This is a genomic window from Burkholderia sp. 9779_493, assembly GCF_015712215.1.
Lineage (GTDB): Bacteria > Pseudomonadota > Gammaproteobacteria > Burkholderiales > Burkholderiaceae > Burkholderia > Burkholderia cenocepacia.
Genome location: NZ_JACCQA010000012.1, coordinates 92,425 through 117,865, shown reverse-complemented (window position 1 = coordinate 117,865; position 25,441 = coordinate 92,425). Strand labels below are relative to the sequence as shown.

Here is a 25,441-nt window from a genome sequence, read left to right as displayed (position 1 = left end):
CCGGGGCATGCATGACCGGCTCCGTCCGCCGGACGGAGCCGCCCCACGCCGCGACACGGCGCAACCGAGCCACCCGCACCGGGCCCGGCTATTGGAGATTCACCATGACAAATCGACGCGAAGTGCCAGGCATCAGGAAATACGATGGGCCCGCCGGCGGTTGGGGCGCGCTTCGCGCGACAGCCGATGCGGTGCGCACGCAAATGGAAACCATCGAGGCGCCGATCGTGCTGATGCGGACCAACCAGCCCGACGGCTTCGACTGTCCCGGCTGCGCGTGGCCCGACAAGGAACACAAGTCGACGTTCCAGTTCTGCGAGAATGGCGCGAAGGCCGTCACGTGGGAAGCGACGACCAAGCGCGTGACGCCCGAGTTCTTCGCGGCGAACACCGTGTCGTCGCTGCTGCGCATGTCGGACTACGAACTGGAGAACATGGGCCGGCTCACGCATCCGCTCGTCTACGACCGCGCGACCGACACGTTCCGCGCGATCGAATGGGACGACGCGTTCGCGCGCATCGGCGAAGTGCTGCGCGCGCTGCCGCCCGAGCAGGTCGAGTTCTATACGTCGGGCCGCGCGTCGAACGAAGCCGCGTACCTGTACCAGCTGTTCGCGCGCGAGCTCGGCACCAACAACTTCCCCGACTGCTCGAACATGTGCCACGAACCGACCAGCGTCGGCCTGCCGCAGTCGATCGGTATCGGCAAGGGCACCGTGTCGCTGGAGGATTTCGACCACTGCGAGCTGATCATCTCGATCGGCCACAATCCCGGCACGAACCATCCGCGGATGATGGGCACGCTGCACGAGTGCGCGCGCCGCAACGTGCCGATCATCGTGTTCAACCCGCTGCGCGAACGCGCGCTCGAACGCTTCGCCGATCCGCAGGACATGATCGAGATGGCGTCGTTCGGCTCCACGCGGATCGCGTCGACGTACTACCAGGTCGACGCGGGCGGCGACGCGGCCGCGCTGAAAGGCATCATGAAGGCGCTGCTGAAACTCGAAGCCGAGCAAGGCAACGTGCTCGACCGCGACTTCATCGCGCAGCACACCAACGGCTTCGACGCATTCTCGGCCGATCTCGAGGCGACGTCGTGGGACGACATCGAACGCGCGAGCGGCTTGAGCCAGGCGCAGCTCGAACAGGTCGCGCTCGCGTATGCGAAGTCGAACGCGACGATCGTCACGTACGGGATGGGCGTCACGCAGCACAACAAGGGCACGGCGACCGTGCGCCTGATCGCCGACCTGCTGCTGATGCGCGGCAACATCGGCAAGCCGGGCGCCGGCGTGTGTCCGCTGCGCGGCCATTCGAACGTGCAGGGCAACCGCACGGTCGGCATCACCGAGAAGCCGTCGGCCGAATTCCTGAAGAAGATCGAGGACGTGTGCGGCTTCACGCCGCCCGCGCAGCACGGGCACGACGCCGTGCAGGCGATGCAGGCGATGATCGACGGCACCGCAAAGGCGCTGCTGTGCCTCGGCGGCAACTTCGCGGTCGCGCTGCCCGACCCCGAGGTGTCGTTCCCGGCGATGGCGAAGCTCGACCTGAGCGTGCATCTCGGCACGAAGCTGAACCGTTCGCACCTGCTGGTCGGCAAGGAAACCTTCATCCTGCCGGTGCTCGGCCGCACCGAGCTCGACATGCAGGCCACCGGCCGGCAGTCGATCACCGTCGAGGATTCGATGTCGATGGTCCATGCATCGGCCGGCAAGCTCAAGCCCGCGTCGGACCAGTTGCGCTCGGAGCCCGCGATCGTCGCGGGCATCGCCCATGCGACGCTGCCGAACAGCAAGGTCGCGTGGCTCGACCTGATCGCCGACTACGACCGCATCCGCGACCTGATCGACAAGACGGTGTCCGGCTTCGAGGCGTTCAACGAGCGGATCCGCACGCCGGGCGGCTTCCGGCTGCCGCTGCCGCCCACCGAGCGCGTGTGGCCGACGCCGACCGGCAAGGCGATGTTCTCGGTCTACAAGGGCGTGAAGGAGGACGCGGACGTGCTCGGCGCCGAGCAGGTGCTGCGGCTGATCACGCTGCGCAGCCACGACCAGTACAACACGACGATCTACGGCCTCGACGATCGCTATCGCGGCGTATTCGGCCGGCGCGACGTGCTGTTCATGAACGCGGCCGATCTCGCGAAGTACGGGCTCGAACACGGCGACCTCGTCGACATCGAGACGGTGACCGCGTCGGGCCGTACGCTGCGCCTCGAAAAGATCACCGCGATCGAGTACGACATCGCGCCGGGCTCGGTCGGTGCGTACTATCCGGAAGCGAACGTGCTCGTGCCGCTCGACTACATCGACAAGGAAAGCGGCACGCCGTCGTACAAATCGGTGCCGGTGCGCGTCGCGCGCTCGGCGGTGGTCTGATGCCGCGGCAGGCCTGCACCCTGTAGTCCGGCGCTGGCCTGCCCGGTTCCTTCCACTGCTTGCCGCCGCGTCGCAACCGATGCGGCGGCCCCCTTCCTTACCGCGCCGCCGTCGGCGGCAGGTGCGCGCCGCCCTGCCGGCGCCGATATGCGCTGTCGCGCGTCGCGAGCCAGTAGTACAGCGGCGACGTCAGCAGCAGGCCGACGAGCCACGACAGGTCCGCGCCGCCCAGATGCGCGGGAATCGGTCCCGCATACATCGGCGTGTTCATGAACGGGATCTGCACGACGATACCGATCGCATACGCGAGCAGCGCCTGCGGATTGAAGCGGCCGTAGATTCCGCCGTCCGCCATGAAGATCGACTGGATGTCGTACTTGCCCTTGTGGATCACGTAGAAGTCGATCAGGTTGATCGCCGTCCACGGCACCAGTACGACCAGCAGCGCGAGCACCAGATCGACGAGGTTGCCGACGAAGTTCGTCGATGCGCCGATCGCCGCGTAGCAGCATGCGACGAAGATCACGACCGACACCACCGCGCGCGCCTTCGCGGTCGGAATCCACTTGTACGCGAACGTCTGTACCGACGTGATCACCGCGAGCACCGCGCCGTACAGGTTCAGCGCGTTGTGGCTGATCACGCTCAGCAGGAACAGCACGAGCATCAGCGGGCCGAGCGGGCCGGTCGCCTGCTTGACCGCGTCCATCGTGTCCGCGCCGGCCGGCACCGCGAGCACCGCCACCGCGCCGAAGATGAACGCGAGCGTCGAGCCGAGCGTGCAGCCGAGATAGGTCGCCCAGAACGTCGACGCGACGCCGACGTTCTCCGGCAGATAGCGCGAATAGTCCGACACGTACGGCGCGAACGCGATCTGCCACAGCGCCGACAGCGACACCGTCGCGAGCCAGCCCGCGAAGTCGAAGCCGCCGCGCGTCAGGAAATCGGCGGTGCTCACGTGCGACAGGATCATCCAGAAGCCGACGGCGATGCCGATGCCGAGCACCCACGTGCCGATGCGGTTCAGGATGTGGATGAACCGGTAGCCGACGATCCCGATCAGCCCCGAGCCCACCGCGCCGATCACGATGCCGACCGGAACCGGCACCGACGATGCGATGCCGTGCACCGACTTGCCGGCGAGCACGATGTTCGACGCGAAGAAGCCGACGTACATCACGGCCGCGATCACCGTCACGAGCAGCGCGCCCCACGAGCCGAACTGCGCGCGGCTCTGGATCATCTGCGGGATGCCCATCTGCGGCCCCTGCGCCGAATGCAGCGCCATCAGCACGCCGCCGACCGCCTGGCCGACGACGATCGCGACGATGCCCCACATCAGGTTCAGGTGGAACATCTGCACGCCGAGCGCGCCGGTCACGATCGGCAGCGGCGCGATGTTGCCGCCGAACCAGAGCGTGAACAGGTCGCGCACCTTGCCGTGGCGTTCCGCAGGCGGCACATAGCCGATCGTGTGCTTCTCTATCATCGGGGACGCATTGCGTTCCGCGTTCGTCATGGTGATGTCTCCTGTCCTGCGCGGCGATGCGCGCGTGCCGTTTCCGCCGGCGCGCGTCGGGGTGCGCGCCGGCAATCGGGTCCGGATGCGCGAGCGACGCCGCGCCGCGTGCACACGCGGCCGGGTCGGCAAGGCGAACGATGCGCGGCAGGCGGGGACGGATGACCGCCTCCGCCCGCACGCGCGGCCTCGCCGCGATCCAGGTCGGCGACGATGGTGCGCCACGTGCATCGGGACCGGAAAATACTAAAAATATTTCCGCGACATACGAAAAAGCTCTGCAGCGGAAATTTCGGCGCGGAACGACTTCAGGTAAGGTGCCAGGGTCTGTTTCCCTACGGAACGCGCATGCGCCCGCGGCGGCACGCCGGGGCCGGGCATCAGAGGTGCTTGTGGCTCACTACACTTTGCGGCAACTGAAATACTTCATCACGACGGTCGAATCCGGCAGCGTCGCCGAGGCCTCGCGCCAGCTCTTCATCGCGCAGCCGTCGATTTCCAGCGCGATCAAGGGGCTCGAAGAGAGCTTCGGCGTGAAGCTGTTCATCCGCCACCACGCGCAGGGCGTGTCGCTGACGCCGAGCGGCACGCGCTTCTACCGGAAAGCGCAGGAACTGCTGCGCATCGCGCACGAGTTCGAACAGAACGCGCTCGCCGACAACGACGTGATCACCGGGCAGATCGACATCGGCTGCTTCGAGACGGTCGCGCCGCTCTATCTGCCGCAACTGATCGCCGGTTTTCGCGAGCGCTACCCGGGCGTGAACATCCGGCTGCGCGACGGCGACCAGCAGGAACTCGTGCAGGGACTGACGTCCGGCACCTTCGATCTCGCACTGATGTACGACCACGATCTGGACGGCACGATCGAAACCGAGCCGCTGATGCCGCCGCAGCAGCCGTACGTGCTGCTGCCGGAGAACCACCGGTTCGCGGGCCAGACGCACGTGTCGCTGCGCGACCTGTGCGTCGAGCCGATGATCCTGCTCGACGTGCAACCGAGCCGCACGTACTTCGTGAGCCTGTTTCATGAACTCGGGCTCACGCCGAACATCGTGTTCGGCTCGCCGTCGATCGAGATGGTGCGCGGAATGGTCGGCCAGGGCTTCGGGTTCTCGCTGCTCGTCACGCGCCCGCATTCCGACTATACGTACGACGGCCAGCGCGTCGTGACGATCGCCCTCAGCGAAACGGTCAGCCCGTCCGGGCTCGTGAGCGCACGGCTGAAGCGCGGCCAGCTCACCAAGCAGGCGCAGTCGTTCGTCGATTTCTGCCGCGAACGGCTCGCGCAGATCGTCGCGCAATCGGCACAATCGGCGCGATAAGGACGACAGGATCGCGAGCGGGAACAGGACCACGCACGCGCCGCCGGATGCGGTGCGTGCGTGTCGGCCGCACGTTCAGGCGGCGGAAGCGAGATACGCGGCCAGGCGGCCCAGCATCGCGTCGCATCCGTGCAGCTGGTCGAGCGTGACGAACTCGTCGGGCTTGTGCCCCTGATCCATGCTGCCCGGCCCGCACACCACGGTCGGAATGCCGGCCTGCCCGAACAGCCCGCCCTCGGTGCCGAACGCCACCGTGCCGAACGCATCGGAGCCGCTCAGCAGCGCGAGCACGCGTGCGGCCTCGCTGTCCGGCGCGGTCGCCAGCCCCGGATACGCGCCGAGCGGCTGCAACCGGATGTCGGTATCGGGCTGCACCGCGCGCATCTTCTGCAACAGTTCGGATTCCGCATAGTCCTGCAGCTTTCTCGGCACGTCGTGCGCATCGAAATCCGGCAACGCACGCACCTCGAAATCGAATTCGCATTCGGCCGGCACGATGTTCAGTGCGCGGCCGCCCTTGATCAGCCCGGCCTGCACGGTCGAGAACGGCGGATCGAAGCGGCGGTCGTGATGCTCGGGCCGTGCGAGCGCCGCGCCGATCTCGCCGAGCCGGCCGATCAGCTTCGCCGCGTAGTCGATCGCATTGACGCCCGACGGCGCGTAAGCCGAGTGGCACGCGGCGCCCTTCACGTGGCAGCGCATCGCGAGCTTGCCCTTGTGACCGAGCACCGGCTTCAGTTCGGTCGGCTCGCCGATCACGCACAGCCGCGGACGATGTTCGCGCACGGCCAGTTGGTCGAGCATCGGCCGCACGCCGAGACAACCGACTTCCTCGTCGTACGAGAACGCCAGATGCACGGGCAGGCCCAGCGGCCGTGAAACGAACGCCGGAACGGCCGCGAGCACCGACGCGATGAAGCCCTTCATGTCGGCCGTGCCGCGACCGTACAGGCGGCCGTCGCGCTCGGTCAGCCGGAACGGCTCGACCGTCCACGCCTGCCCGTCGACCGGCACCACGTCGGTATGGCCCGACAGCGCGACACCGCCGCGATCGCACGGGCCGATCGTCGCGTACAGGCTCGCCTTCGTGCGTTCCGCGTTGTAGAACAGTTCGCTCGCCACACCGAACCCGGCGAGATAGTCGCGGATGAAGCCGATCATCTCGAGGTTCGAATCGCGGCTGACCGTCGCGAAGCCGATCAGCCGTTCGAGCAGCGCGCGGCTCGACGGATCACTCATCGCCCGGCACTCCGTAGCTCGGCGCGGCGGTCGGATTCAGCGCGCGCGTCTGGTAGTCCTGCATCTGCGGCCGATACGCGCGCCACAGCGCATCGAGCTGCCCGATCGGATCGGCGTCGGCCCAGTCGACGCGCAAGTCGACGATCGGCCAGGTCACGTCGCCCGCCACCTTCAACGCGGCCGAATGCACCGGCCCGGCCTCGCCGCCGGCCGCCATCGCCGCGTGCATCGCGGCCAGCAGGCGATCCGCGAGCAGCCCGGGCGCCTGCTCGAAGGCCCGCACCATCGCGTCGATCACGGTCGGCGCGGCGAGCAGGTTGCCGGCCGCCACGCACTGCTCGCCCTGCACCGCGTGATGCGTGCCGAGCGCCTCCTTGCCGGTGAAGCATGCGGTCTGCCCCTGCCCGTCGATCACCGTGACCTGCCGGTACTGGCTCCAGCCGTTCGCGCTCAACGCGCGGTCGAGCGCCGCGGCGGGCGTGAGCGGGTCGTGCTCGATCAGGTCGAGGATCTGGGGCCCGAGCGCCGGCAGCGTGATGTTCTGCGTCGCGACGGCGCCGACGCCCGCGCGCACCCACGGGCAGCGCGCGCCCACCGCGATGCTCGACGAGCTGATCGCGATCCCGAGCTGGCCCGTTTCCGGGCAGCGCCCGATGATGGAGAAAGTCATGTCGCCTCCTATGCGCGGTTCGGCTGCCGGTTGTCGGGGATCACCGCGATCACGTCGATCTCCATCAGCCACTGCGGCTGGCCGAGCGCGGAGACGACGAGCCCCGTCGAGATCGGGTAGACGCCTTTCAGCCACTTGCCGACTTCCTGGTACACGGGTTCGCGGTAACGCGGGTCGATCAGGTAGGTCGTCGTCTTCACGATGTGCGTGATGTCGCTGCCGGCTTCCTCGAGCAATTGCTTGACGTTCTTCATCGCCTGCTCGGCCTGCGCGCGCGCGTCGCCGAGGCCGATCAGGTTGCCGTCGAAATCGGTGCCGACCTGGCCGCGCACGTAGACGGTGTTGCCGGCCCGCACGGCCTGGCACAGGTCGTTGTCGAGCGTCTGGTTCGGGTAGGTATCCCGGGTGTTGAACATGCGGATACGCGTATGGGTGGGCTGGCTCATCGAGGTCCTTCGAGTGTCGGTGGGTTGCCCGCCGCGCCGGAAGCAATCGCGGCGCGGCGGGATGTGTCGGGGATCAGTTCGCCGCTTCGGCGAGCGGGCGGGCGTCGGGCCGTGCCGCTTGCGCGGCCGCGCGGTGCTGCGACGCGTCGTGGTACGCGAGGTACTTGCGCTGCGTGACGATGTGATCGGCGATGTGTTTCGCGTCGTGCCACACGCCCCAGATGAAGCTCGAGCCGCGCCGCGACAGCCACGGCAGCCCGAGAAAATAGATGCCGGGCTCCTTCGACACGCCGCGCTGGTGCTGCGGCTTGCCGTCCGGCCCGAACGCGTCGACGTTCAGCCAGCCGTAGTCGACCGCATAGCCCGTCGCCCAGACGATCGACGCGATGCCGGCGCCGGCGAGGTCGAGTGCGAGGATCGGATGCGCGACGCATTCGGGATTCGGCAGGATGCGCCGCGCGTCCGGCTCTTCCGGCAGGTCTAGGCCGTTGCGTGCCGCATACGCGTCGGCCGCGTCGAGCAGCGCCAGGTAGTTCTCGTCGCCGCGCGCGAGATTGATCGCGAGATCGCGCTCGAACACCGCCACGCCGCCGTCGAACGACCTCGTCAGCCCGACCAGCGTCACGCCCTGGTTCGCCAGTGCGCGGAAATCGACCGTATGGCCGCCGCGCGCGCCGCTCACCGCGATCGTCACGTGCTCGCGGCCGGGCGTCGCGACTTCCTTGTCCCATTCGCCGAGCACGCCGAGCCACCAGCAGAAGTCGCGGCCGCGATACGCGCGCGGCGGACGATCGTGCGGCCCGACCGACAGGTACACCTGCCGCCCCGCGCGCTGCAGCTCGTCGGCGATCTGCACGCCCGACGAACCGGCGCCGACCACCAGCACCGCGCCCGCCGGAAGCTGACCGGGGTTGCGATAGTCGGCGGAATGGATCTGCACGAGGCGCGCATCGTCCGGCGCGATCGGCGGAATCACCGGGCGCTGGAACGGCCCCGTCGCGACCACCACGCGGTTCGCCTCGATCGTGCCGTCCGACGTCTCGACGACGAAGCCCGGCTTGCCCGTGTTGCGCACGACGTGCTTCACTTCGACGCCGGTACGGATCGGCGCGTTGAACTTGCGTGCATACGCTTCGAAGTAGTCCGCGACCTGGTCTTTCGACGCGAACGCGTCGGGATCGAGGCCGTCGAATTCGAGCCCCGGGAAACGGTCGTGCCACGCGGGGCCGTTCGCGACCAGCGAATCCCAGCGTCCGGTGCGCCAGCGTTCGGCGATGCGGCTGCGCTCCAGCACGAGATGGGGCACGCCCAGCTTGCCCAGATGTTCGCTCATGGCCACGCCGGCCTGCCCGGCGCCGACGACGAGCGTATCGATTGAGGTTGTTTCGACTGCCACGGCTGTCTCCTTCTGAAGTGCGGCTCATGCGACGCGCGTGTCGCTGCGTGAGCTGGAATGGAGACATTCTGCGAACAGGGCGTCTGGCGCGAAATGAGGTTTTTTGTTGGTGTTGACGAGCAAAAAGCTGGGGCGGGAGGCGGTGGCGCGCAGCGTGCAAGCAGGCAGCCGAAGCGCAATGCCGGTCGGGAACGGTTCGACACGAGCGCATGGGTGCGCCAAAAAATCCGATGTCCCGACGCAGCCGAACCGATCGTCGACGCGCCCCACCGGTATGTCACCGGCTCGTGCCGACTACACGTTGGTCCACCCGTCGGTGCCCTTCCGATACGCCATCACGCCACCATGGATTCGCACCCGCAGATTGCCGTCCGGCACCTGCACCCACTCGAACATGTCGAGACTCTGCATCAGCGCGGCGAAGAAATCCTGCACCTCCTGCGACTCGTTGGCCTGCCAGACGTCGATACGCCCGAGGCACGCACGCATGTCGCCGCTCTGCTGCATGATCGTCTCGACCTGCCCGGCGACATTCGCCGCCGTGTCGTAGACCTTCGTGCCGTCGGGGCCGACGATCGACAGATGGATGCCGCGCACCATCGTCGGCTGACCCGGCGTCTGCTCGACGAGCGCGATGCAGCTCGTCATCGCGCCGAAATCGATTTCCGTCGCATCTCCCCATTGGCGCTCGCCGACCGCCAGCGGCGCGGGACCGTTTACGTGCTGAATGATGTAGGACATGGGTTCCTCACATGATTGGACTGGACTGCCGGTAGCAGGCCGCGACGTGTTCGACGAAGAACGCGCGTCGCGCCTGCCGCTCACATCCCGCATCGGGCCGGGCGGCCCGGCGGGTCGTGTCGATCGATGCGTTGCCGCCACTCGCGCGACAGGCGATCGCCCGCGACGTTCGTGATCGACGTCGCGCCCCTACGTGCCCTTCTTGTCCAGCAACGCCTGATACTTCTGCAGGCTCTCGTCGATCCTGTCGAGCGCGACGCTCGCGGCCTCGCCTTCGATCGCCTCCGCGGCGCCCGCGACGACCGCCGCGGTCGCGACGAACAGGTCCGTCAACAGCAGGCCCACCGCATCCATCGCCATGCCTTTCACGTCCTCGTCGACGGTCTTCTGCGCCAGATCCTTCATCAGCACGCTCTTGCCCGCGATCGCCAGCGACGTCGACGCCTCGAAGTAGTTGGCCGCCGCCTGCGCGACCATGCCGCCCGCCTGCGTGATCATCATGTTCGGGCCGACGGCGATCTGCGTCGTCGCGTAGGACGCAGCCTCCGCGTTGATCGCCTGCACGGTCTGCAGCGCCGAGTGGGCGGACCCTCTCGCGCCCGCGATCTGGTCCGGCGCCTTCAGCGCATCGGTGAACCTGCGCAGCCGGTTGGTCGGCCACGCGCGCGTGCCGGCTGCCGAAGCAGCGGCGTGCGGCGCGACATCGGCCGGCGTCGTTGCTTCGGCTGCGGCGGATGTGGCGGCTGTTGCGTCCGCGGCGCCGTCCGGCACTTGCGTCGCGCCGTCTGCGCGGCCGCCCAAAAGACCTTTCATGTTCATTATTCAGATATCCTGATAACGTCGCGTCCTAGTGCGTGGAGCCCGTCGGCGGCCCGCCCGCCGCGGGCAGCGACGCGCCGCCCGATGCCGGCTTCGGCGACGCTTCGACGGACAGGATCATGGCCACCGCCTTCGACACCACGGCGTTCGAGATCTGGTTCAGCGCCGCCTGCTGCTGGGTCATGTTCTGCGCCGAGATGCCGACGGCCTGGCTGAACATCTGGTACAGCATGCCCAGCGCCTGGGCCGGCGATCCCGCGACGACGTTGACGTTGGTCTGCGTCAGCGCATCGGTAATCTGCTCATTGACTTTGTCTGCCACGAGGCCTCCTCGGATCTCGGCTCCGGCATGCGATTGAAGGAACGGGCGGGCCGGCAGGCCATCGACGCCGCGCATGCCGTTAGGAACGCTGCGTGCCGGCATTCGTGAACGCGCTCACGCGAGTTCCTCGCGCAACTTCTTGCGCAGCAGCTCGACCCGTTTTCTGGCGAGCGGCTCGTTGATCCCGAGCGTCTCGGCGATGTGCAGATAAGGCCGGTCCTCCTCGAACTTCAGCGTGAACAGCATCTGCTGCTGCGGGGACAGCATGGACAGCGCCTGCTCGAGGCGCAGCAGCTGTTGCCGCAGCAGCAGTTGCTGCTCCACCGACGGCGCGTGGCCGGCCAGCTCGACGGCGTGATCGTCGTCCCAGCCCGGGTCGAATTCGAGCATGCCGCTTTCGCGCAGACGGCGGCGCGCGCCATCGAGGAACGCGTGATTCAGCGCCAGAAAGAGAAAACCCGTCAGGTTCCGGACGCGCTCGGGCGAGCGCTGCAGATAAATGTGGACCTTGAGTGCGGTATCGGAAAGCAGTTCGTCGGCACGGTGAATATCACCCTTGCACAACAGGCGCGCGCGGCGCCGCAATTTTCCCTGCATTTCCCGCCACGTGCGGTCGAGCTGCTGCGCCGGAGACTCGGGCGGCGGGGCAGCGTGCTGGTTCGAGGTTGTCATCCCGTGTCTTCCTTTTTTATGGAAAACACAGAATCGATTCGACGCCGGGAATGGCGCTGTTACCCGTGTAACACCGATATAACGATAATCGGTTTCAGTAAATTTTCTTGATTATTATGAACGGAAATTTTAATTCACCGGCATAGCCCGATCCGTCGTTTCAGGTGCGTCGCCGGGCCTGACCGGATAACGGCATTGCGATGAACAAGCAGGACTCCCGCCGCGATGCGCCCGTGCGTCGGCATGCGGCTTCCCCTGTCGGTCGAACAAGCGCGCTTGCCGCCAAAACACGGCCCCGTCCGGACCGCTTGCCGATTATTTCGATACTTTCATTATTCATTTTTCACGCAATGCCAAAGGCAGCGTTTTTCGCTAGGTGGCTGCATCGTCAAACAACCTCGCGCGGAAAACATGCCTGCCCTTGCTAACGCTCAAACGCTGCGCAATATACCGATACTCGCCGATCTTCCGGAGAGCCTGCTCGCGCACATCGAGCGGCACGTCACGTCCTGGCCGGAACACGGCAATCGCCTGTTGTTCTTCAAGGGCGATCCGGGAGATTTCGTCGCGTTCGTGCACCGCGGCCGCGTCTACAAGACGCTGCACGAACCCGGCGGACGCGAGATCATTCTCGGTCACGCGATGCCGGGCGACCTCATCGGCGAGAACACGCTGATTCGCGCGCACCGGCGCAGCTTCACCGCCCAGTTGAGCCCCGACTGCCGCATTTCGCTGCTGCATCGCCAGCACTTCGCGCCGCTGCAGGCCAACGCGGAATTCATGGCGCGCATCCACGAGCAGCTGTGCCGGCACATTCACCAGTTGAGCGACTTCGTCGAGTCGGCATGCCTGTACCGGCTCGAAGCACGGCTCGCGCGCCATCTGCTGAACCGCATGCAAGGAAACGATCTCGAGGTGCCGCTGCCGGAGAACCAGAGCATCCTCGCCGCGATGCTCAACGTCAGCCGGCCGCGACTGAACAGCAGCCTGCAGAAGATGCAGCGCGACGGCCTGATCCGGCTACACGAACACGGTGTGACGATCGAGAAACCGGAGCAGCTCCGGACCATCGTCGCCGCCAATTGATGCCCCGGCAAGCGCGTGCGCCGGGCAGCGCCGCCATGCGGGCATGGTTGCGCGCGCCGGATTGCGCGGCGCGCGGTGAAGGTCAGCCGCGCCCGTGGCCGATGGCGTTCATCAACTGAGCGACGGCGGCCAGTTGCGAGACGAAGTTGTCGTTCGCGGACCGCGCCGCGCTGGCCAGCGCTATAGGCGAGCCGGCATAGAGCTGCATGATGCCGACGGTCGTGGCGGCGAGGTTGGATGCCGCCTGGTTCGCCTGCATCTGCACCGCGTTGTGAAGCAGGATCGCGGACGCGTGGCTGTTGGACTGCATGAGCGTGCCCAACGCCACGGCGGGCGCTTCGCCCACTACCTTGACGTTGGCTTGCGTGACTGCATCGGTCGTCGCGGGGGAAACCTGTTCCGGCATGTCTTGGCTCCTGGTTGGCTCGCCGCCGCGGCGCGGTCGTGGCGAGCGCATGAGTGGGTCGGCCGGCGCCGACGCTACGTGACGGGGTGTCCGCCGTCACGTGCGTCGACACGATGTCGGGCGCCGGGCGGCAGCCACCGCGATCGGGGCCACCGCCCGGCGCCGACGCCGGGCTACGCGTCAGGCCAGCGCCTTGCCGAGCGCGAGCACGTCGGCCAGCACGGACAGCACGCCGTTCGAGCCGATTTCCGTCGCGGCCGCGCCGGCGCTCGCCGGCCCGAGCGTGTACAGCTGCATCGTGCCCACGTTCGTCGAGGTCGGCAGCTGCACCGCGGACTGCGACTGCTGCTGCACGGCGTTCTCGAACAGCACGCTGAGCGAATGGCTCTGGGCCTGGTACAGCGAGCCCGTGGCCATCGCGGGCGCCTCGCCGACCACCTTGACGTTGGTCTGCGTGACCGCGTCGGTGATCGCGGCGTTGACCGCACACGTCTTGCAGGGGTCCTTCGCGTCGTTTGTGTCATTTGCCATCGTATTTCTCCTGTTTCGCGAACGGGCTGCGCATCGAATCGGCGCTGCCCGCTCCGTCGTTTGCTCCGGAACACCGCACGGCACCGTGGGTCAGGCGCCGGCGGCCATGCTGCGAATCCGCGCCGCGGCGGCGGGATCGGCGGCGCGTGCCGCGGCCGCCGCCGCTTCAACCACGGCGCTGCGATGACGCCTTACGGCCGGGCCACCGCCTTCCCGATCGCGATCACGTCGGCCAGAATGGAAATGATCCCGTTCGCGCCGATTTCCGTGGCGGCCGCGCCCGCGCTTTCCGGCCCGATCGTGTAGAGCTGCATCGTCCCCACGTTCGTCGACGTTTGCGACTGGATCGCGGCCTGCGACTGCTGCTGCACCGCGTTCTCGAACAGGATGCTCAGCGAATGGCTCTGGGCCTGGTACAGCGAGCCCATCGCCATCGCCGGCGCTTCCGCGACCACCTTGACGTTGACCTGTGTGACCGCATCGGTAATCGCGGGATTGACCTGGCACACTTGACACGTATCAGCCATTTGTTGCTCCTTGGTTCACGTAGTTGAGAGGTCGCACATCGGGGCCGGCCGGTTCCGCGTTCGGTCGCATGACCCGCGTGCTACTCCATGGACGCTCGGCCGACGGTGTCGTGAACGGCAGCGGCAGGTTCGGATCGTTCAACCGGGCCGGTGTCGATGCGCCGCAACCGGTCCTCCATTGCGTCGAACCTGGCCGCGAGCCGTTCGGCGAGCGCATCGCCGTATTGGCGGAAGCACGTTTCGATTTCCTGCCGGATCAGGCCCGTCAGCTGTTCGCCGATCATCGTCAGCGCCTCGCGGGTGCTGTCCTGAATCTCCGCCGCGCCGGCAGCCTGCGCGTCGCCCGCCGCCTCGTGCGCGTCGAGCACGCCCGCTACTTTCCGCTGCTCCGACGCCAGCATGCCGAGGGTCGTCTCGTTCTGCGTGTCGATCGTCTGCAGGATGCCGCGCATCTTCTCGTAAGCCTTTTGCTGGTTGAGCTGCAGAAAATGCTTGATCTGTTCGCGCGCCTCGCGCCGGGTTTTCAACTGCGGCAAGGACGGATTCGCGGTGCTCGCCGGCGTGGCCGGGCCGGCGGCGGACGCCGACGGGTGCCCCTGGCTGCTCGGCAGCCGCTCCAGCAGCGCCTGTTCTTCGCCCGGCTCGAGCGGCCGGCCCAGACGCTTCTCCGCAAACTGGCGCAGCAGGGGGTCGAGTGTGTCGTTGCTCATGGCTCACACCTCCTCGAGGGACGCCCCGGCACGGGGACGCGAGGGTCGGGTTCGGATGGACGCCGCGCCACGGCGGCCTGATCGGCGTGCTGCAATGGATATCGCATGGGGTTCTCCGGGAAAGGAAGGTGCGACGGCCCGGCCGGAAATTTCGGCGGACCGCTGCAGGGACGAACCATGCGACGTGTCTGTGAAGTCGGGAACGGGGCCGGCGCGCCGGCCGCGCCCGTTCCCGACAATTCTTGACTGTGTCCGGCCCGTTGAACTGGTAGGATGCCGGTCGCCTCGACGCGGGCAGCCGGCACGACCTCTCAACCGTCCCCTTTTTCACGCCCCGCGGCTGGTAAACTTCGCGCTCGGCCCGGACGACCCGGGCCCCGGACAGCATCCCAGTCCCGTAAAACCCGTCATACCTCGGCCTCGCCCCGCGCGAGCCGTTGCAGTAACCGTTGGAGTGGCGCACCCCGCGCCTGCAAGCATGAAGAAATCGAAGCAGCCCACCCATCCCCGCGACAAAGACCGCACGCCGTTCGTCCGCGCCGGCGCATTGCTGCTGATGGCCGGCCTGCTGTACCTGCTGTGGCCGTCCGCCGAAACCGCGTACCTCGCGATGGAGTCGGTGATCCGCTGACGCACGCGTCCTGCCGCGCACTGCGCTATACTGGCGCGATGGAAACCCGACCTGCCTCGCCGATCGTGCATTGCTGGTGGCGCGCCTGACCCAGGCGGCCCGTTTCCTTTTGCATGTCCCAAACGTGATGCCGCCAGCCATGGCGGCATTTGCGTTTCTGCGCCGAGACCATGGCTGGCGGCTTCGACAACCCGGAGCCCACGACGACCATGACGCACCCCACCCGCCCGATCATCCTCACCGGCGACCGCACGACCGGCCCGCTGCACCTCGGCCACTACATCGGCTCGCTGCGCGCCCGCGTGCAGATGCAGCACGAGGCGACGCAATTCCTGCTGCTCGCCGACACGCAGGCGCTCACCGACAACATGGGCCGCCGCCAGCGCGTGACCGAAAACGTGATCGAGGTCGCGCTCGACTACCTCGCCGTCGGCATCGATCCGGCGATCTCGACGATCGTCGTGCAGTCGCAGGTGCCCGAACTCGCCGAGCTGTCGCAATACCTCCTCAACCTCGTCACGGTCGCGCGCCTCGAACGCAATCCGACCATCAAGGAAGAAATCCGCCTGCGCGGGTTCGAGCGCGACATCCCGGCCGGCTTCCTGACCTACCCGGTGAGCCAGGCAGCCGACATCACCGCGTTCAAGGCGACCCACGTGCCGGTCGGCGACGATCAGTTGCCGATGATCGAGCAGACCAACGAGCTCGTGCGTCGCTTCAACGCGACCGTCGAGCAGCCGGTGCTGGTCGAATGCGAGGCCGTGCTGTCATCGGTCACGCGGCTGCCCGGCATCGACGGCAAGGCGAAGATGAGCAAGTCGCTCGGCAACGCGATCACGCTCGGCTCGACGCCGGACGAGATCGCGCAGGCCGTGAAGGACATGTACACGGACCCGAATCACCTGCGCGTGAGCGACCCCGGCCAAGTGGAGGGCAACGTCGTGTTCACGTTCCTCGATGCGTTCGAGCCGGACGTGGCGAAGGTCGACGAGCTGAAGGCCCACTATCGCCGCGGCGGCCTCGGCGACAGCGTCGTCAAGCGCGTGCTGAACGAGCGGCTGCAGGCGCTGATCGAGCCGATCCGCGCGCGCCGCCGTGAGTTCGAAGCCGACAAGGCCGAAGTGATGGCGATCCTGAAGCACGGCACGCTGCATGCGCGGGAAGTGGCGGGGGCGACGCTCGCGGAGGTGAAGGGGGCGATGGGGTTGACGTATTTCGGTTGAGCGATGCCGTCACGGCCGCTCACGCTCCGGCGCCGGCCGCCGCATGACACACGGCCTCGACCCGGTTGCCGGCCGGATCGACCAGAAAAGCCGCGTAGTAGTCGGCGTGGTACTGCGGCCGCAACCCGGGTTCGCCGTCGGACTGGCCGCCTGTCGCGAGGCCGGCCTCGAAAAACGCATGCACCTGCTCGCGGGAAGTCGCCTTGAAACACCAGTGCCGCTTGCTCGCACCGATTTCGGCGGGATCCAGATACACCGCCAGAAAGGTCGACCCCGGATCATTCGCGCTGCAACGTTCGCCGTAACCGAGCGCATTGGGCCGGTCATAGACCTTGGTCGCGCCCAGCGCAGCCATGACGGCATCGTAGAAGGGGCGTGCCTGGTCGATATCCGGCACGCCGATCGACACGTGATCGAGCAGTTGCATGGTGTGGGCTCCATTGAACGAGCACGAGTCTACACACCCGTCATCGCTCCGGCCGATCAACCTTACAGACGACTACACTACCGCCCCGCAGCCTACGTGATCTGATAGGTCGACGCGGGCACGAATTCCTCCGGCATCGGCCGATCCCCGAGTTCCAGCACCGACCGCTCGATCGTACGCGTCATCGCATCGAGCGCGAGCGCATTCGGCGCGAGGCCGAACGGCTCGGCCACTTCGTTCGCGATCGCTTCGAGCGCGATCAGCGTATACGCAATGAACACGCAGATCAGTGGCGTGAAGAACTCCGTCGAATCGACGAGCCCGAACGGCAGCAACACGCAATACGCATACACGGTGCGATGCAGCAGCACGCTGTACGAAAACGGGATCGGCGTCGACAGGATGCGCTCGCACCCTCCGACCGACTTGCCGAGCTCGTCGAGTTGCGTCTCGAACATCCAGCAGGTCGCGTCGCTGCCCGGCGCGCGGCCCAGCGCACGGACGATGCCGCCGCGCAGTTCGTCGAGGATCGCGACCGGCTTGTAGCATTTGCCGCCGAGCGCGGCCGTACGCTCCGCGCCGAGAATGCGCTGCAGGTCCGCGGTCGGATCGGTATGGCGCAGCTGGTGCTTCAGCGCATACGCGAGCGCGATCAGCAGATCGGCGAGCCGGTTGCGCTCGGCGTCGCCGACGCTGTCGGGCAGGTAGCGATGCAGTTGCGACGTCACGGTGCGCGCGGCGATCAGCAGGTTGCCCCACAGATGCCGCGCCTCCTTGAAGCGCTCGAAGCTCGCGTTGTTGCGAAACCCGAGGAAGATCGCGAGCGCAAGCCCGAACAGCGTGAACGGCGCGGTGTTGAGCGGAATCTTCTCGCCGAAGATGCGCCCGTTCGTGAAGACCGCCAGCGTGCTGACGATCGCCATGAACACGAGCTGCGGAATGATCGACTGCAGCACGGAGCCGTTCCATACGAACAGCATCCTGAGCCAGTTCTGTCGTGGTCTGACGATCATGATGTTTTCTCGACTGCCAAGGAAATGCGCAACCCGTTGCGCCCGCACCCGATGCGCAACGGCCCGCGCGTGGCGGGCCGCTTTCGTATCGGGTGCCGTGTCGGGCGCCGCGCCGCGCGTGATGATACGCGAGCGCCGCGCCCCGTCACCGCGCTGGCCGCTCAGTGATAGCCGACGTCGCCCTCGCGCACCTTGCCACGGAACACGCGGTACTGCATCGCGTTGTACACGAGGATGATCGGCAGCACGATCACGGTGCCGACGAGCGCGAACAACTGGCTCGAATGGCTCGACGACGCGTCCCAGATCGTCAGCGACGGCGGCACGATGTTCGGCCAGATGCTGATCACGAGCCCGGTGTAGCCGAGGAACACGAGGGCCAGCGTCAGCAGGAACGGCGTGGCCTCGTGCGCGCGCTTCACCGTGTGGAAGATGCCCCACACGCATGCGACGACGAGGACCGGCACCGGCAGGAACCAGCCGAGGTTGCCGCTGCCGAACCAGCGGTGCGCGACGGCCGGCAGCCCGATCACGGTCCACAGGCTCACCACGCCCATCACCGCGAGCAGCACGCCCGTGAGCGGCTTCATCAGCAACCGCATCTTGCGCTGCAGTTCGCCGTCGACCTTCAGGATCAGCCAGCCGCAGCCGAGCGTCGCATAGGTGACGAGCACGCCGATCCCGCACATCATGCTGAACGGCGACAGCCAGTCGAACGGCCCGCCCGCGAAGTGGTTGTTCTCGATCTTGATGCCCTGCAGCAGCGAACCGAGCACGATTCCCTGGCAGAACGCCGCCAGCGCCGAGCCGCCGATGAACGCGAGGTCCCACATGTGCTGCGTGCGGGTGGCTTTCGCGCGCAGCTCGAACGCCGCGCCCCGGAAGATCAGCCCGACCAGCATCAGCACCAGCGGCAGGTAGTTGGCCGGCAGCAGCGTCGAATACACGACCGGAAACGCGCCGTAGAGGCCCGCGCCGCCGAGCACGAGGAACGTCTCGTTGCCGTCCCACACCGGCGCGACGGTGTCGAGCATCACCTGGCGCTCGGCCTTCGCATCGAAGAACGGAAACAGCAGACCGATGCCGAGATCGAAGCCGTCCAGCATCACGTAGATGAATACGCCGAGGCCGATGATCGCGGCCCAGACGACAGGAAGATCGATGTGCATGGTTACTCCGCCTCGGTGACGTTCAGCGGCGTGGACAGCGCGCTCTTGCGCAGCCCCGGATGCCGGTGCAGTTCGATGTAGCCGGCCTGGGCCGCCGGCCCGCGCTTCATCAGCTTCATCATGTAGTAGATACCCGTTCCGAATACCAGGAAATACACGACCACGAAGACCAGCAGCGACACGCCGACCTGCTGAGCGTCGAGCGGGGAGACCGAATCGATGGTGCGCAGCACGCCGTATACGGTCCACGGCTGCCGCCCGACCTCGGTCGTGATCCAGCCGGCCAGCAGCGCGACGATGCCCGACGGCCCCATCGCCACCACGAACCACTGGAACCAGCGCGTTTCATACAGGCGCCCGCCCTTTCTCAGCAGCAGCCCGAGCAGCGCGGTCAGCAGCATCAGCATCCCGAGGCCGGCCATGATCCGGAACGTCCAGAAGATGATCGGCGAATACGGACGGTCCTGCGGCGGGAATTCCTTCAGCCCGCGGATCTCGCCGTCCCAGCTGTGCGTGAGGATCAGGCTGCCGAGGTGCGGCACCTGGATCGCATAGCGGGTGGTTTCGGCCTGCATGTCGGGCAGCCCGACGAGGTTCAGCGCGGTGCCGCCCTTCTCGGTTTCCCACAGCCCTTCGATCGCCGCGATCTTCGCCGGCTGGTATTCGCGCGTGTTCAGCCCGTGCGCGTCGCCGACGACGATCTGGATCGGCGCGAGCACCAGCAGCATCCACAGCGCCATCGAGAAGCTGCGCTTCACCGGTTCGTCGCGACGCCCCTTCAGCAGGTGCCACGCGCCGCACGCGGCGACGATGAAGCCCGCGACGATGAACGCCGCGATCGTCATGTGCACGAGACGGTACGGAAACGACGGGTTGAAGACGACCTTGAACCAGTCGACCGGCACGACGAGGCCGTTCTCGATCTTGTAGCCTTGCGGCGTCTGCATGAAGCTGTTCGACGCGAGAATCCAGAACGTCGAGATCAGCGTGCCGACCGCGACCATCAGCGTCGCGAAGAAGTGCGCGCGCGGGCTGACGCGCTGCCAGCCGAACAGCATCACGCCGAGGAAGCCGGCTTCGAGGAAGAACGCCGTCAGGACTTCATACGTGAGCAGCGGCCCCGTGATGTTGCCCGCGACGCGCGAGAAGCCGGCCCAGTTGGTGCCGAACTCGTACGCCATCACGACGCCGGAGACCACGCCCATGCCGAAACCGATCGCGAAGATCTTCGACCAGAACTGAAACATGGATTTGTAGGCGGCGTCGCCGGTGACGAGATAGCGCCATTCCAGCACCGCCAGGAAGCTCGCCATGCCGATGCTGATCGCGGGGAACACGATGTGGAACGACACCGTGAATGCGAATTGCAATCGGGCGAGATGGAACGCATCGAAGATTTCCATGACCGTAATTTGCTCGTGGTTGTGAGGACGTACGCCCGAAGCAGGAAATCGCGCGACGGCTTGGCGATGACACATGCGAACACAACGGGTCACTCGCATGGCATCGAAGCGTGAATGACGATATCGCGTTTGCAACGATACTCGCAATCACTCGAACGTGCGCTGAAACTGTGCTGCTTGCGCCGCCAAAGATGTGTGCACGGAAAATAGTTTCCGTGCCGGCGGGACGCTCAGCTGTACTGCTTTCCGCGTGGCGGCGCTGTGTCTGCGACGCACTGTTCACTCCACTTAACATGTTATGCAACGCCTGCCCGCGGCGGTCGTGCGCCCTGCGGCGCCCGCCCGGCGGCATCGAATCCCGTCGTTCGGCGCCCGCGCCGAGCCCGGCCGGCCCGCCGGCCGTCCCGCCTGGAGAAACCCGCATGGAGTCCTGCACCCGCCGCGACGATCCGACCGGCAGCACCGCATGTCAGGTGACGCGCCACCGCGCCGGCGCCGCGTGCGACACCGTCGATCGCGTCGTCGACGAAACCCCGGTTGCACTCGTGTTCAACGGCATCGCGCACACGGTCATGATGGCGACGCCGATCGACCTCGACGCGTTCGGCCTCGGCTTCGCGCTGAGCGAAGGCATCGTCGAGCGCGCGTCGGACGTCTTCGACATCGAAAGCGAATGCCGGCCCGGCAGCGCCGAAGTCCGGCTCACGGTGTCGCAGCAGGCGTTCATGGCGCTGAAGGCGCACCGCCGCGCGCTGGCCGGCCGCACGGGCTGCGGCGTGTGCGGCATCGAAAGCATCGCGCAGCTCGACCTGCACCCGCCGTGGATCGCGGCCGCCGGCACGGCCGCGGGCATCGGCGCCGATGCGATCGCGCGCGCCGCGCGTGCGCTGCCGGCCCGGCAGACGCTGATGCGCGAAACGGGCGGCATCCACGCGGCCGCGTGGTGCGACCGCGACGGCGCCGTGCTCGACGTGTTCGAGGACGTCGGCCGCCACAACGCGCTCGACAAGCTGATCGGCCAGCTCGCGCGCCGCCGCGCCGACCTGCGCGCGGGCTTCGTGTTCCTGTCGAGCCGCGCGAGCTACGAACTGGTGCGCAAGGCCGCGCGGGTCGGCATCCCGATGCTCGCGACGATCTCGGCGCCGACGTCGCTCGCGATCGACGTCGCCCGCGAAGCCGGCGTGCGGCTGGTCGGTTTCTGCCGCGACGACGGCTTCGTCGAATACGTGTCGCCCGCCGCCGTTCACCTCGACCCACTGCCTGCACCGGTGCACCCGGTCCATTCGTCATGAAACCCCTGTTCGATTTCGATACCGCACAGCAGCAATTCGCCGGTGCGTTCGCGCCGCTCGCGGCCGCCGCGTCCCTGCCGGTCGCCGACGCGGCCGGCCACGTGCTGGCCGCGCCGCTGACCGCGGTGCTCGACCAGCCGCCGGCCGACCAGAGCGCGATGGACGGCTATGCCGTGCGGCACGCCGACCTCGCGCACGGCGAGCCGCTGCGCGTCGCGCAGCGCTGCTATGCAGGCGACACGCCCGCGCCGCTCGCGCCGCGCACCGCCGCACGCCTGTTCACCGGCAGCCTGATTCCGCCCGGCGCCGACACCGTCGTGATGCAGGAGCATGCGCACGAACAGGACGGCGGCGTCACGTTCGACGCGCCGCAACGCATCGGTTCGCACATCCGCCGCCGCGGCGAGGAAGTGCGCGCCGGCGACCTGCTCGTGCCGGCCGGCGTGCGGATGGGCGCGATGCACGTCGGGGTGGCCGCCGCGCAGGGGTTCGCGCGGATCGACGTGCGGGCGGCGTTGCGCGTCGGCATCCTGACGACCGGCGATGAATTGATCGCGTGCGGCCAGCCGCGTGCGCCGCAGCAGATCTACAACAGCAACGCGCCGATGCTCGCCGCGCTGGCCGCGGGAACCGGCGCCGACGTCGCGATGAGCCTGCATGCGGCCGATACGCCGGCCGCCGTCGAGCGGGCGCTGCGCGACCTGCACGCGCGGTGCGACCTCGTGATCTGCGTCGGCGGCGCGTCGGTTGGCGACAAGGACCTGCTGCGCCCCGCGCTGGCCGCGCTCGGTGCGTCGTTCCTCGTCACCGGTGTGCGCATGAAGCCCGGCAAGCCGGTCGCGCTCGCGCGGCTCGATGCGCGGCCCGTGGTACTGCTGCCCGGCAATCCGGGCGCCGCGATGACGGCGTTCGCGCTGTTCGTCGCGCCGCTGATCCGCCGCCTGCAGGGGCGCGACGCTTGCCTGCCGGTCGTGCCGTCGCTGCCGATCGATACCGGCTTCGAGCCGGATGCGCAGCGCGAACGCTTCGTGCGCGTGCGGCGCATCGTCGGCGCCGATGGCGCGCCCATGCTCGACACGTTGCGCCAGCAAGGCGCCGGCACGCTGCAGTCGCTCGTGCAGGCAACCGGGCTCGCGCGGCTGCCGGCCGGGCGCACGCTCGCGCGCGGCGACGCGGTTCCGTACTACGAATTCACTCCCTGGCTCGCATGAACACGACGCCGACTACCCGCCCGGCGCGACGCATTCGCGCCATTCGCCGCGCCTGTCGCGCGTCCGGCGCGGCGAACTGTATTCCTGCAATTCGGGCGCGATTGTGTCTCTGCCGGAAAAATCCGGCGGACTATGCTCACGATGAGGCTCGTCACGACCTGTGCGCCGACACGTCGGCACCCGCACGGCCGAACGGCGACGCCCCTCCGCTTACTTCATGCAGGCCGACGACCCGATCGTGAATGCCATCGTTTCCGCCGCGCCGGCCGTCGCCGCTTCATCCGGCGGCGCATCGCCCGGCGCCTTCCCCCGCCCGTCCGACACGCTCGGCCGCCCGCTGCGCGACCTGCGCCTGTCCGTGATCGACCAGTGCAATTTCCGCTGCGGCTACTGCATGCCGCGCGAAAGCTTCGGCGCCGACTACGCGTTCATGCCGTCGTCCGAGCGCCTGTCGTTCGCGCAACTGGAAAAGATCGCGCACGCCTTCACGTCGCTCGGCGTCGAGAAAATCCGCATCACGGGCGGCGAACCGCTGCTGCGCCGCCACCTCGAAGCGCTGATCGAACGGCTGGCCGCGCTGACCACCATCGACGGCAAGCCGGTCGAAATCGCGCTGACGACCAACGGCTCGCTGCTCGCCGCGAAGGCACGCACATTGCGCGATGCGGGGCTGTCGCGCGTGACCGTGAGCCTCGATGCGCTCGACGACGCGGTGTTCCGCCGGATGAGCGACGCGGACGTGCCCGTGGCGCGCGTGCTGGCCGGCATCGAGGCCGCGCATGCGGCCGGGCTCGCGCCGGTCAAGGTCAACGCGGTGATCGAGCGCGGCGTGAACGACGAGCAGATCCTGCCGCTCGTGCGGCACTTCCGGCATACGGGCGTAGCCGTGCGTTTCATCGAATACATGGACGTCGGCGGCGCCAGCTACTGGTCCGGCGACAAGGTGGTGCCGGCCGCGCGGATGCGCGAGCTGATCGACGCCCACTATCCGCTCGTGCTCGTCGGCGAGCCGGGGCACGACGCCACCGCGATCCGTTGCGCGCACATCGACGGCGCGGGCGAAGTCGGCTTCATCGCCAGCGTGTCGCATCCGTTCTGCGGCACCTGCTCGCGCGCCCGCGTGTCGGCCGACGGCCAGCTTTATACGTGCCTGTTCGCGACGCAAGGCACCGACCTGCGGCCGTGGCTCGACGACGCGGCGTCGAGCGCCGACCTCGCCGCCGCCGTGCGCGCACGCTGGACGCAGCGCGACGACCGCTATTCCGAGCGCCGGGCCGCACGGCCGGCCCGCGCGCCGGGCAAGACCTATCCGACCGTGCGCATGTCGCTCGTCGGCGGCTGACGGGCCGCCGCGCGACACCGGATGCGCCGCCCACTGGAGAACCTGTCATGACGACCTTCACCGAATCCCGCGCCGGGCTGCCGGACGATCCGCTGCGTGCCGCCAGCCCGCCGCCGCCCGTCGACGCGACCGACCCGCACCCCGAATCGGCGCCCGCGATTGCCGCGGGCTTCGAAGTACGCGTGCAGCATGCGCCGATCGACGCGGGCGCGGAGCTGGCGCCGATCGTTCGCAATCCGAATGTCGGCGCGGTCGTGAACTTTCTCGGGGTCGTGCGCAAGGAAGGTGACGTCGACGACGTCGTCGCGCTGGAAGTCGAGCACTACCCGACGATGACCGAACAGGCACTGTGGAGCATCGTCGAGGAGGCCACCGCGCGCTGGCGGCTCGAAGCGGTCAGGATCGTGCACCGCGTCGGCCGCATTCCGCTCGGCCAGCCGGTCGTGCTGGTCGTGGTGGCCGCCGCGCATCGCGCGTCCGCGTTCGATGCATGCGAATTCCTGATGGATTTCCTGAAGACCCATGCGCCGTTCTGGAAGAAGGAAATCCGGCACGACGGCGAATCCGGCTGGGTCGAGGCGAAAGCGCACGACGACCTGGCGATGCGGCGCTGGGGCTGACCGCACCCGCTTCGCGTTTTCCGATTCCGCCGCTCCTGCCCGAGACCACTCGATGAAACTGACGATCAAATACTTCGCGAGCATTCGCGAACAACTGGCGCTCGACGAGGAAACCGTCGAGATCGATGCGCGCGAACTCACCGTCGACGCGCTGCGCGGCACGCTGGCCGCACGCGACGCGCGCAGTGCGGACGCGCTGCGGATGGACCGCCCGGTGCGGGCGGCCGTGAACCTCGAAATGGTGACCGGGGAATTCGTCGTGCGCGAGGACAGCGAAGTTGCGTTCTTTCCACCGGTGACGGGCGGATGACGTTACA

General features: G+C 67.7%; 27 protein-coding genes. 10 read left to right on the top strand and 17 right to left on the bottom strand.

The window, feature by feature from the left end; translation table 11 throughout:
• Positions 1-104 precede the first annotated feature (104 nt).
• Positions 105-2,384, top strand: a complete 2,280-nt coding sequence (locus H0X95_RS14635) for an FdhF/YdeP family oxidoreductase (protein WP_058903695.1) — start codon at positions 105-107, stop codon at positions 2,382-2,384.
• Between the two features lie 97 nt (positions 2,385-2,481).
• Here the strand turns inward: H0X95_RS14635 and H0X95_RS14630 are convergent, their stop codons facing one another.
• The gene (locus tag H0X95_RS14630; protein WP_048989242.1) at positions 2,482-3,903 is read right to left on the bottom strand and encodes a purine-cytosine permease family protein; all 1,422 of its coding nucleotides are present in this window, start codon (positions 3,901-3,903) and stop codon (positions 2,482-2,484) included.
• Positions 3,904-4,295: 392 nt separating this feature from the next.
• On the opposite strand from H0X95_RS14630, the gene H0X95_RS14625 reads away from it, so the two are divergent.
• The gene (locus tag H0X95_RS14625; protein ID WP_034203656.1) at positions 4,296-5,228 is read left to right on the top strand and encodes a LysR substrate-binding domain-containing protein; all 933 of its coding nucleotides are present in this window, start codon (positions 4,296-4,298) and stop codon (positions 5,226-5,228) included.
• 75 nt (positions 5,229-5,303) lie between these two features.
• On the opposite strand, the gene argE is transcribed toward H0X95_RS14625, so the two are convergent.
• From argE to H0X95_RS14585, 8 genes are all read right to left on the bottom strand, one after another.
• Complete coding sequence (gene argE, locus H0X95_RS14620) at positions 5,304-6,467, bottom strand: acetylornithine deacetylase (protein ID WP_059723905.1); 1,164 nt, start codon at positions 6,465-6,467, stop codon at positions 5,304-5,306.
• Positions 6,460-7,137, bottom strand: a complete 678-nt coding sequence (locus H0X95_RS14615; protein WP_059723903.1) for a DUF1028 domain-containing protein — start codon at positions 7,135-7,137, stop codon at positions 6,460-6,462. The genes argE and H0X95_RS14615 overlap by 8 nt, the downstream gene beginning before the upstream one ends.
• Before the next feature lie 8 nt (positions 7,138-7,145).
• Positions 7,146-7,583 carry a RidA family protein gene (locus tag H0X95_RS14610; protein ID WP_006498408.1) on the bottom strand — a complete coding sequence of 146 codons (438 nt, stop codon included), beginning with the start codon at positions 7,581-7,583 and terminating at the stop codon, positions 7,146-7,148.
• Between the two features lie 73 nt (positions 7,584-7,656).
• Complete coding sequence (locus H0X95_RS14605; protein WP_006498409.1) at positions 7,657-8,979, bottom strand: flavin-containing monooxygenase; 1,323 nt, start codon at positions 8,977-8,979, stop codon at positions 7,657-7,659.
• A gap of 294 nt (positions 8,980-9,273) precedes the next feature.
• The gene (locus H0X95_RS14600; RefSeq protein WP_006498410.1) at positions 9,274-9,720 is read right to left on the bottom strand and encodes a hypothetical protein; all 447 of its coding nucleotides are present in this window, start codon (positions 9,718-9,720) and stop codon (positions 9,274-9,276) included.
• A 189-nt stretch (positions 9,721-9,909) separates the two neighbouring features.
• Positions 9,910-10,533: a hypothetical protein gene (locus H0X95_RS14595; protein WP_230878213.1), complete on the bottom strand. Its 624-nt coding sequence runs from the start codon at positions 10,531-10,533 to the stop codon at positions 9,910-9,912.
• A 34-nt stretch (positions 10,534-10,567) separates the two neighbouring features.
• Positions 10,568-10,861: a RebB family R body protein gene (locus H0X95_RS14590; protein ID WP_006498412.1), complete on the bottom strand. Its 294-nt coding sequence runs from the start codon at positions 10,859-10,861 to the stop codon at positions 10,568-10,570.
• Between the two features lie 114 nt (positions 10,862-10,975).
• Positions 10,976-11,533, bottom strand: coding sequence for an RNA polymerase sigma factor (locus H0X95_RS14585; RefSeq protein WP_006498413.1), 558 nt, complete (start codon positions 11,531-11,533; stop codon positions 10,976-10,978).
• A 411-nt stretch (positions 11,534-11,944) separates the two neighbouring features.
• Here H0X95_RS14585 and H0X95_RS14580 point away from each other — a divergent pair, with 411 nt between their 5' ends.
• Positions 11,945-12,619, top strand: coding sequence for a Crp/Fnr family transcriptional regulator (locus H0X95_RS14580; RefSeq protein ID WP_059723901.1), 675 nt, complete (start codon positions 11,945-11,947; stop codon positions 12,617-12,619).
• An 82-nt stretch (positions 12,620-12,701) separates the two neighbouring features.
• On the opposite strand, the gene H0X95_RS14575 is transcribed toward H0X95_RS14580, so the two are convergent.
• The 4 genes from H0X95_RS14575 to H0X95_RS14560 form a co-directional block, all read right to left on the bottom strand.
• Positions 12,702-13,025 (bottom strand): RebB family R body protein, encoded by a 324-nt coding sequence (locus tag H0X95_RS14575; protein WP_059723899.1) that lies wholly within the window; start codon positions 13,023-13,025, stop codon positions 12,702-12,704.
• Positions 13,026-13,205: 180 nt separating this feature from the next.
• Positions 13,206-13,556, bottom strand: coding sequence for a RebB family R body protein (locus H0X95_RS14570; RefSeq protein WP_006498416.1), 351 nt, complete (start codon positions 13,554-13,556; stop codon positions 13,206-13,208).
• A gap of 191 nt (positions 13,557-13,747) precedes the next feature.
• Complete coding sequence (locus tag H0X95_RS14565; RefSeq protein ID WP_006498417.1) at positions 13,748-14,083, bottom strand: RebB family R body protein; 336 nt, start codon at positions 14,081-14,083, stop codon at positions 13,748-13,750.
• 80 nt (positions 14,084-14,163) lie between these two features.
• On the bottom strand, positions 14,164-14,793 hold the full coding sequence (locus tag H0X95_RS14560; RefSeq protein WP_034203663.1) for a hypothetical protein: 630 nt from the start codon (positions 14,791-14,793) through the stop codon (positions 14,164-14,166).
• 478 nt (positions 14,794-15,271) lie between these two features.
• Here H0X95_RS14560 and H0X95_RS14555 point away from each other — a divergent pair, with 478 nt between their 5' ends.
• Complete coding sequence (locus tag H0X95_RS14555; protein WP_006498419.1) at positions 15,272-15,424, top strand: hypothetical protein; 153 nt, start codon at positions 15,272-15,274, stop codon at positions 15,422-15,424.
• 209 nt (positions 15,425-15,633) lie between these two features.
• Positions 15,634-16,647 carry a tryptophan--tRNA ligase gene (gene trpS, locus H0X95_RS14550; protein ID WP_048989245.1) on the top strand — a complete coding sequence of 338 codons (1,014 nt, stop codon included), beginning with the start codon at positions 15,634-15,636 and terminating at the stop codon, positions 16,645-16,647.
• Positions 16,648-16,666: 19 nt separating this feature from the next.
• On the opposite strand, the gene H0X95_RS14545 is transcribed toward trpS, so the two are convergent.
• The 4 genes from H0X95_RS14545 to H0X95_RS14530 form a co-directional block, all read right to left on the bottom strand.
• Positions 16,667-17,074, bottom strand: a complete 408-nt coding sequence (locus tag H0X95_RS14545) for a VOC family protein (RefSeq protein WP_034203664.1) — start codon at positions 17,072-17,074, stop codon at positions 16,667-16,669.
• Between the two features lie 92 nt (positions 17,075-17,166).
• Positions 17,167-18,087, bottom strand: coding sequence for a bestrophin family protein (locus H0X95_RS14540; RefSeq protein WP_048989239.1), 921 nt, complete (start codon positions 18,085-18,087; stop codon positions 17,167-17,169).
• A 161-nt stretch (positions 18,088-18,248) separates the two neighbouring features.
• Positions 18,249-19,256 carry a cytochrome d ubiquinol oxidase subunit II gene (cydB, locus tag H0X95_RS14535; RefSeq protein ID WP_006498423.1) on the bottom strand — a complete coding sequence of 336 codons (1,008 nt, stop codon included), beginning with the start codon at positions 19,254-19,256 and terminating at the stop codon, positions 18,249-18,251.
• A 2-nt stretch (positions 19,257-19,258) separates the two neighbouring features.
• Positions 19,259-20,659, bottom strand: a complete 1,401-nt coding sequence (locus tag H0X95_RS14530; protein WP_006498424.1) for a cytochrome ubiquinol oxidase subunit I — start codon at positions 20,657-20,659, stop codon at positions 19,259-19,261.
• 422 nt (positions 20,660-21,081) lie between these two features.
• Between H0X95_RS14530 and fdhD the strand changes: the two genes are divergently transcribed.
• The 5 genes from fdhD to moaD all read left to right on the top strand — a co-directional run bounded on the left by fdhD (position 21,082) and on the right by moaD (position 25,434).
• Positions 21,082-21,951, top strand: a complete 870-nt coding sequence (gene fdhD / locus H0X95_RS14525; protein ID WP_059723898.1) for a formate dehydrogenase accessory sulfurtransferase FdhD — start codon at positions 21,082-21,084, stop codon at positions 21,949-21,951.
• Entirely contained in the window at positions 21,948-23,162 is a 1,215-nt protein-coding gene (locus H0X95_RS14520; RefSeq protein WP_059723896.1) for a molybdopterin molybdotransferase MoeA, read from the top strand. The genes fdhD and H0X95_RS14520 overlap by 4 nt, the downstream gene beginning before the upstream one ends.
• 217 nt (positions 23,163-23,379) lie before the next feature.
• A complete protein-coding gene (gene moaA, locus H0X95_RS14515) occupies positions 23,380-24,504 on the top strand; it encodes a GTP 3',8-cyclase MoaA (RefSeq protein ID WP_059723895.1) in 1,125 nt (374 codons plus the stop codon).
• A gap of 47 nt (positions 24,505-24,551) precedes the next feature.
• Entirely contained in the window at positions 24,552-25,124 is a 573-nt protein-coding gene (locus H0X95_RS14510; RefSeq protein ID WP_058903700.1) for a molybdenum cofactor biosynthesis protein MoaE, read from the top strand.
• A 52-nt stretch (positions 25,125-25,176) separates the two neighbouring features.
• Positions 25,177-25,434, top strand: a complete 258-nt coding sequence (moaD, locus tag H0X95_RS14505; protein WP_006498429.1) for a molybdopterin converting factor subunit 1 — start codon at positions 25,177-25,179, stop codon at positions 25,432-25,434.
• Positions 25,435-25,441: the final 7 nt, after the last annotated feature.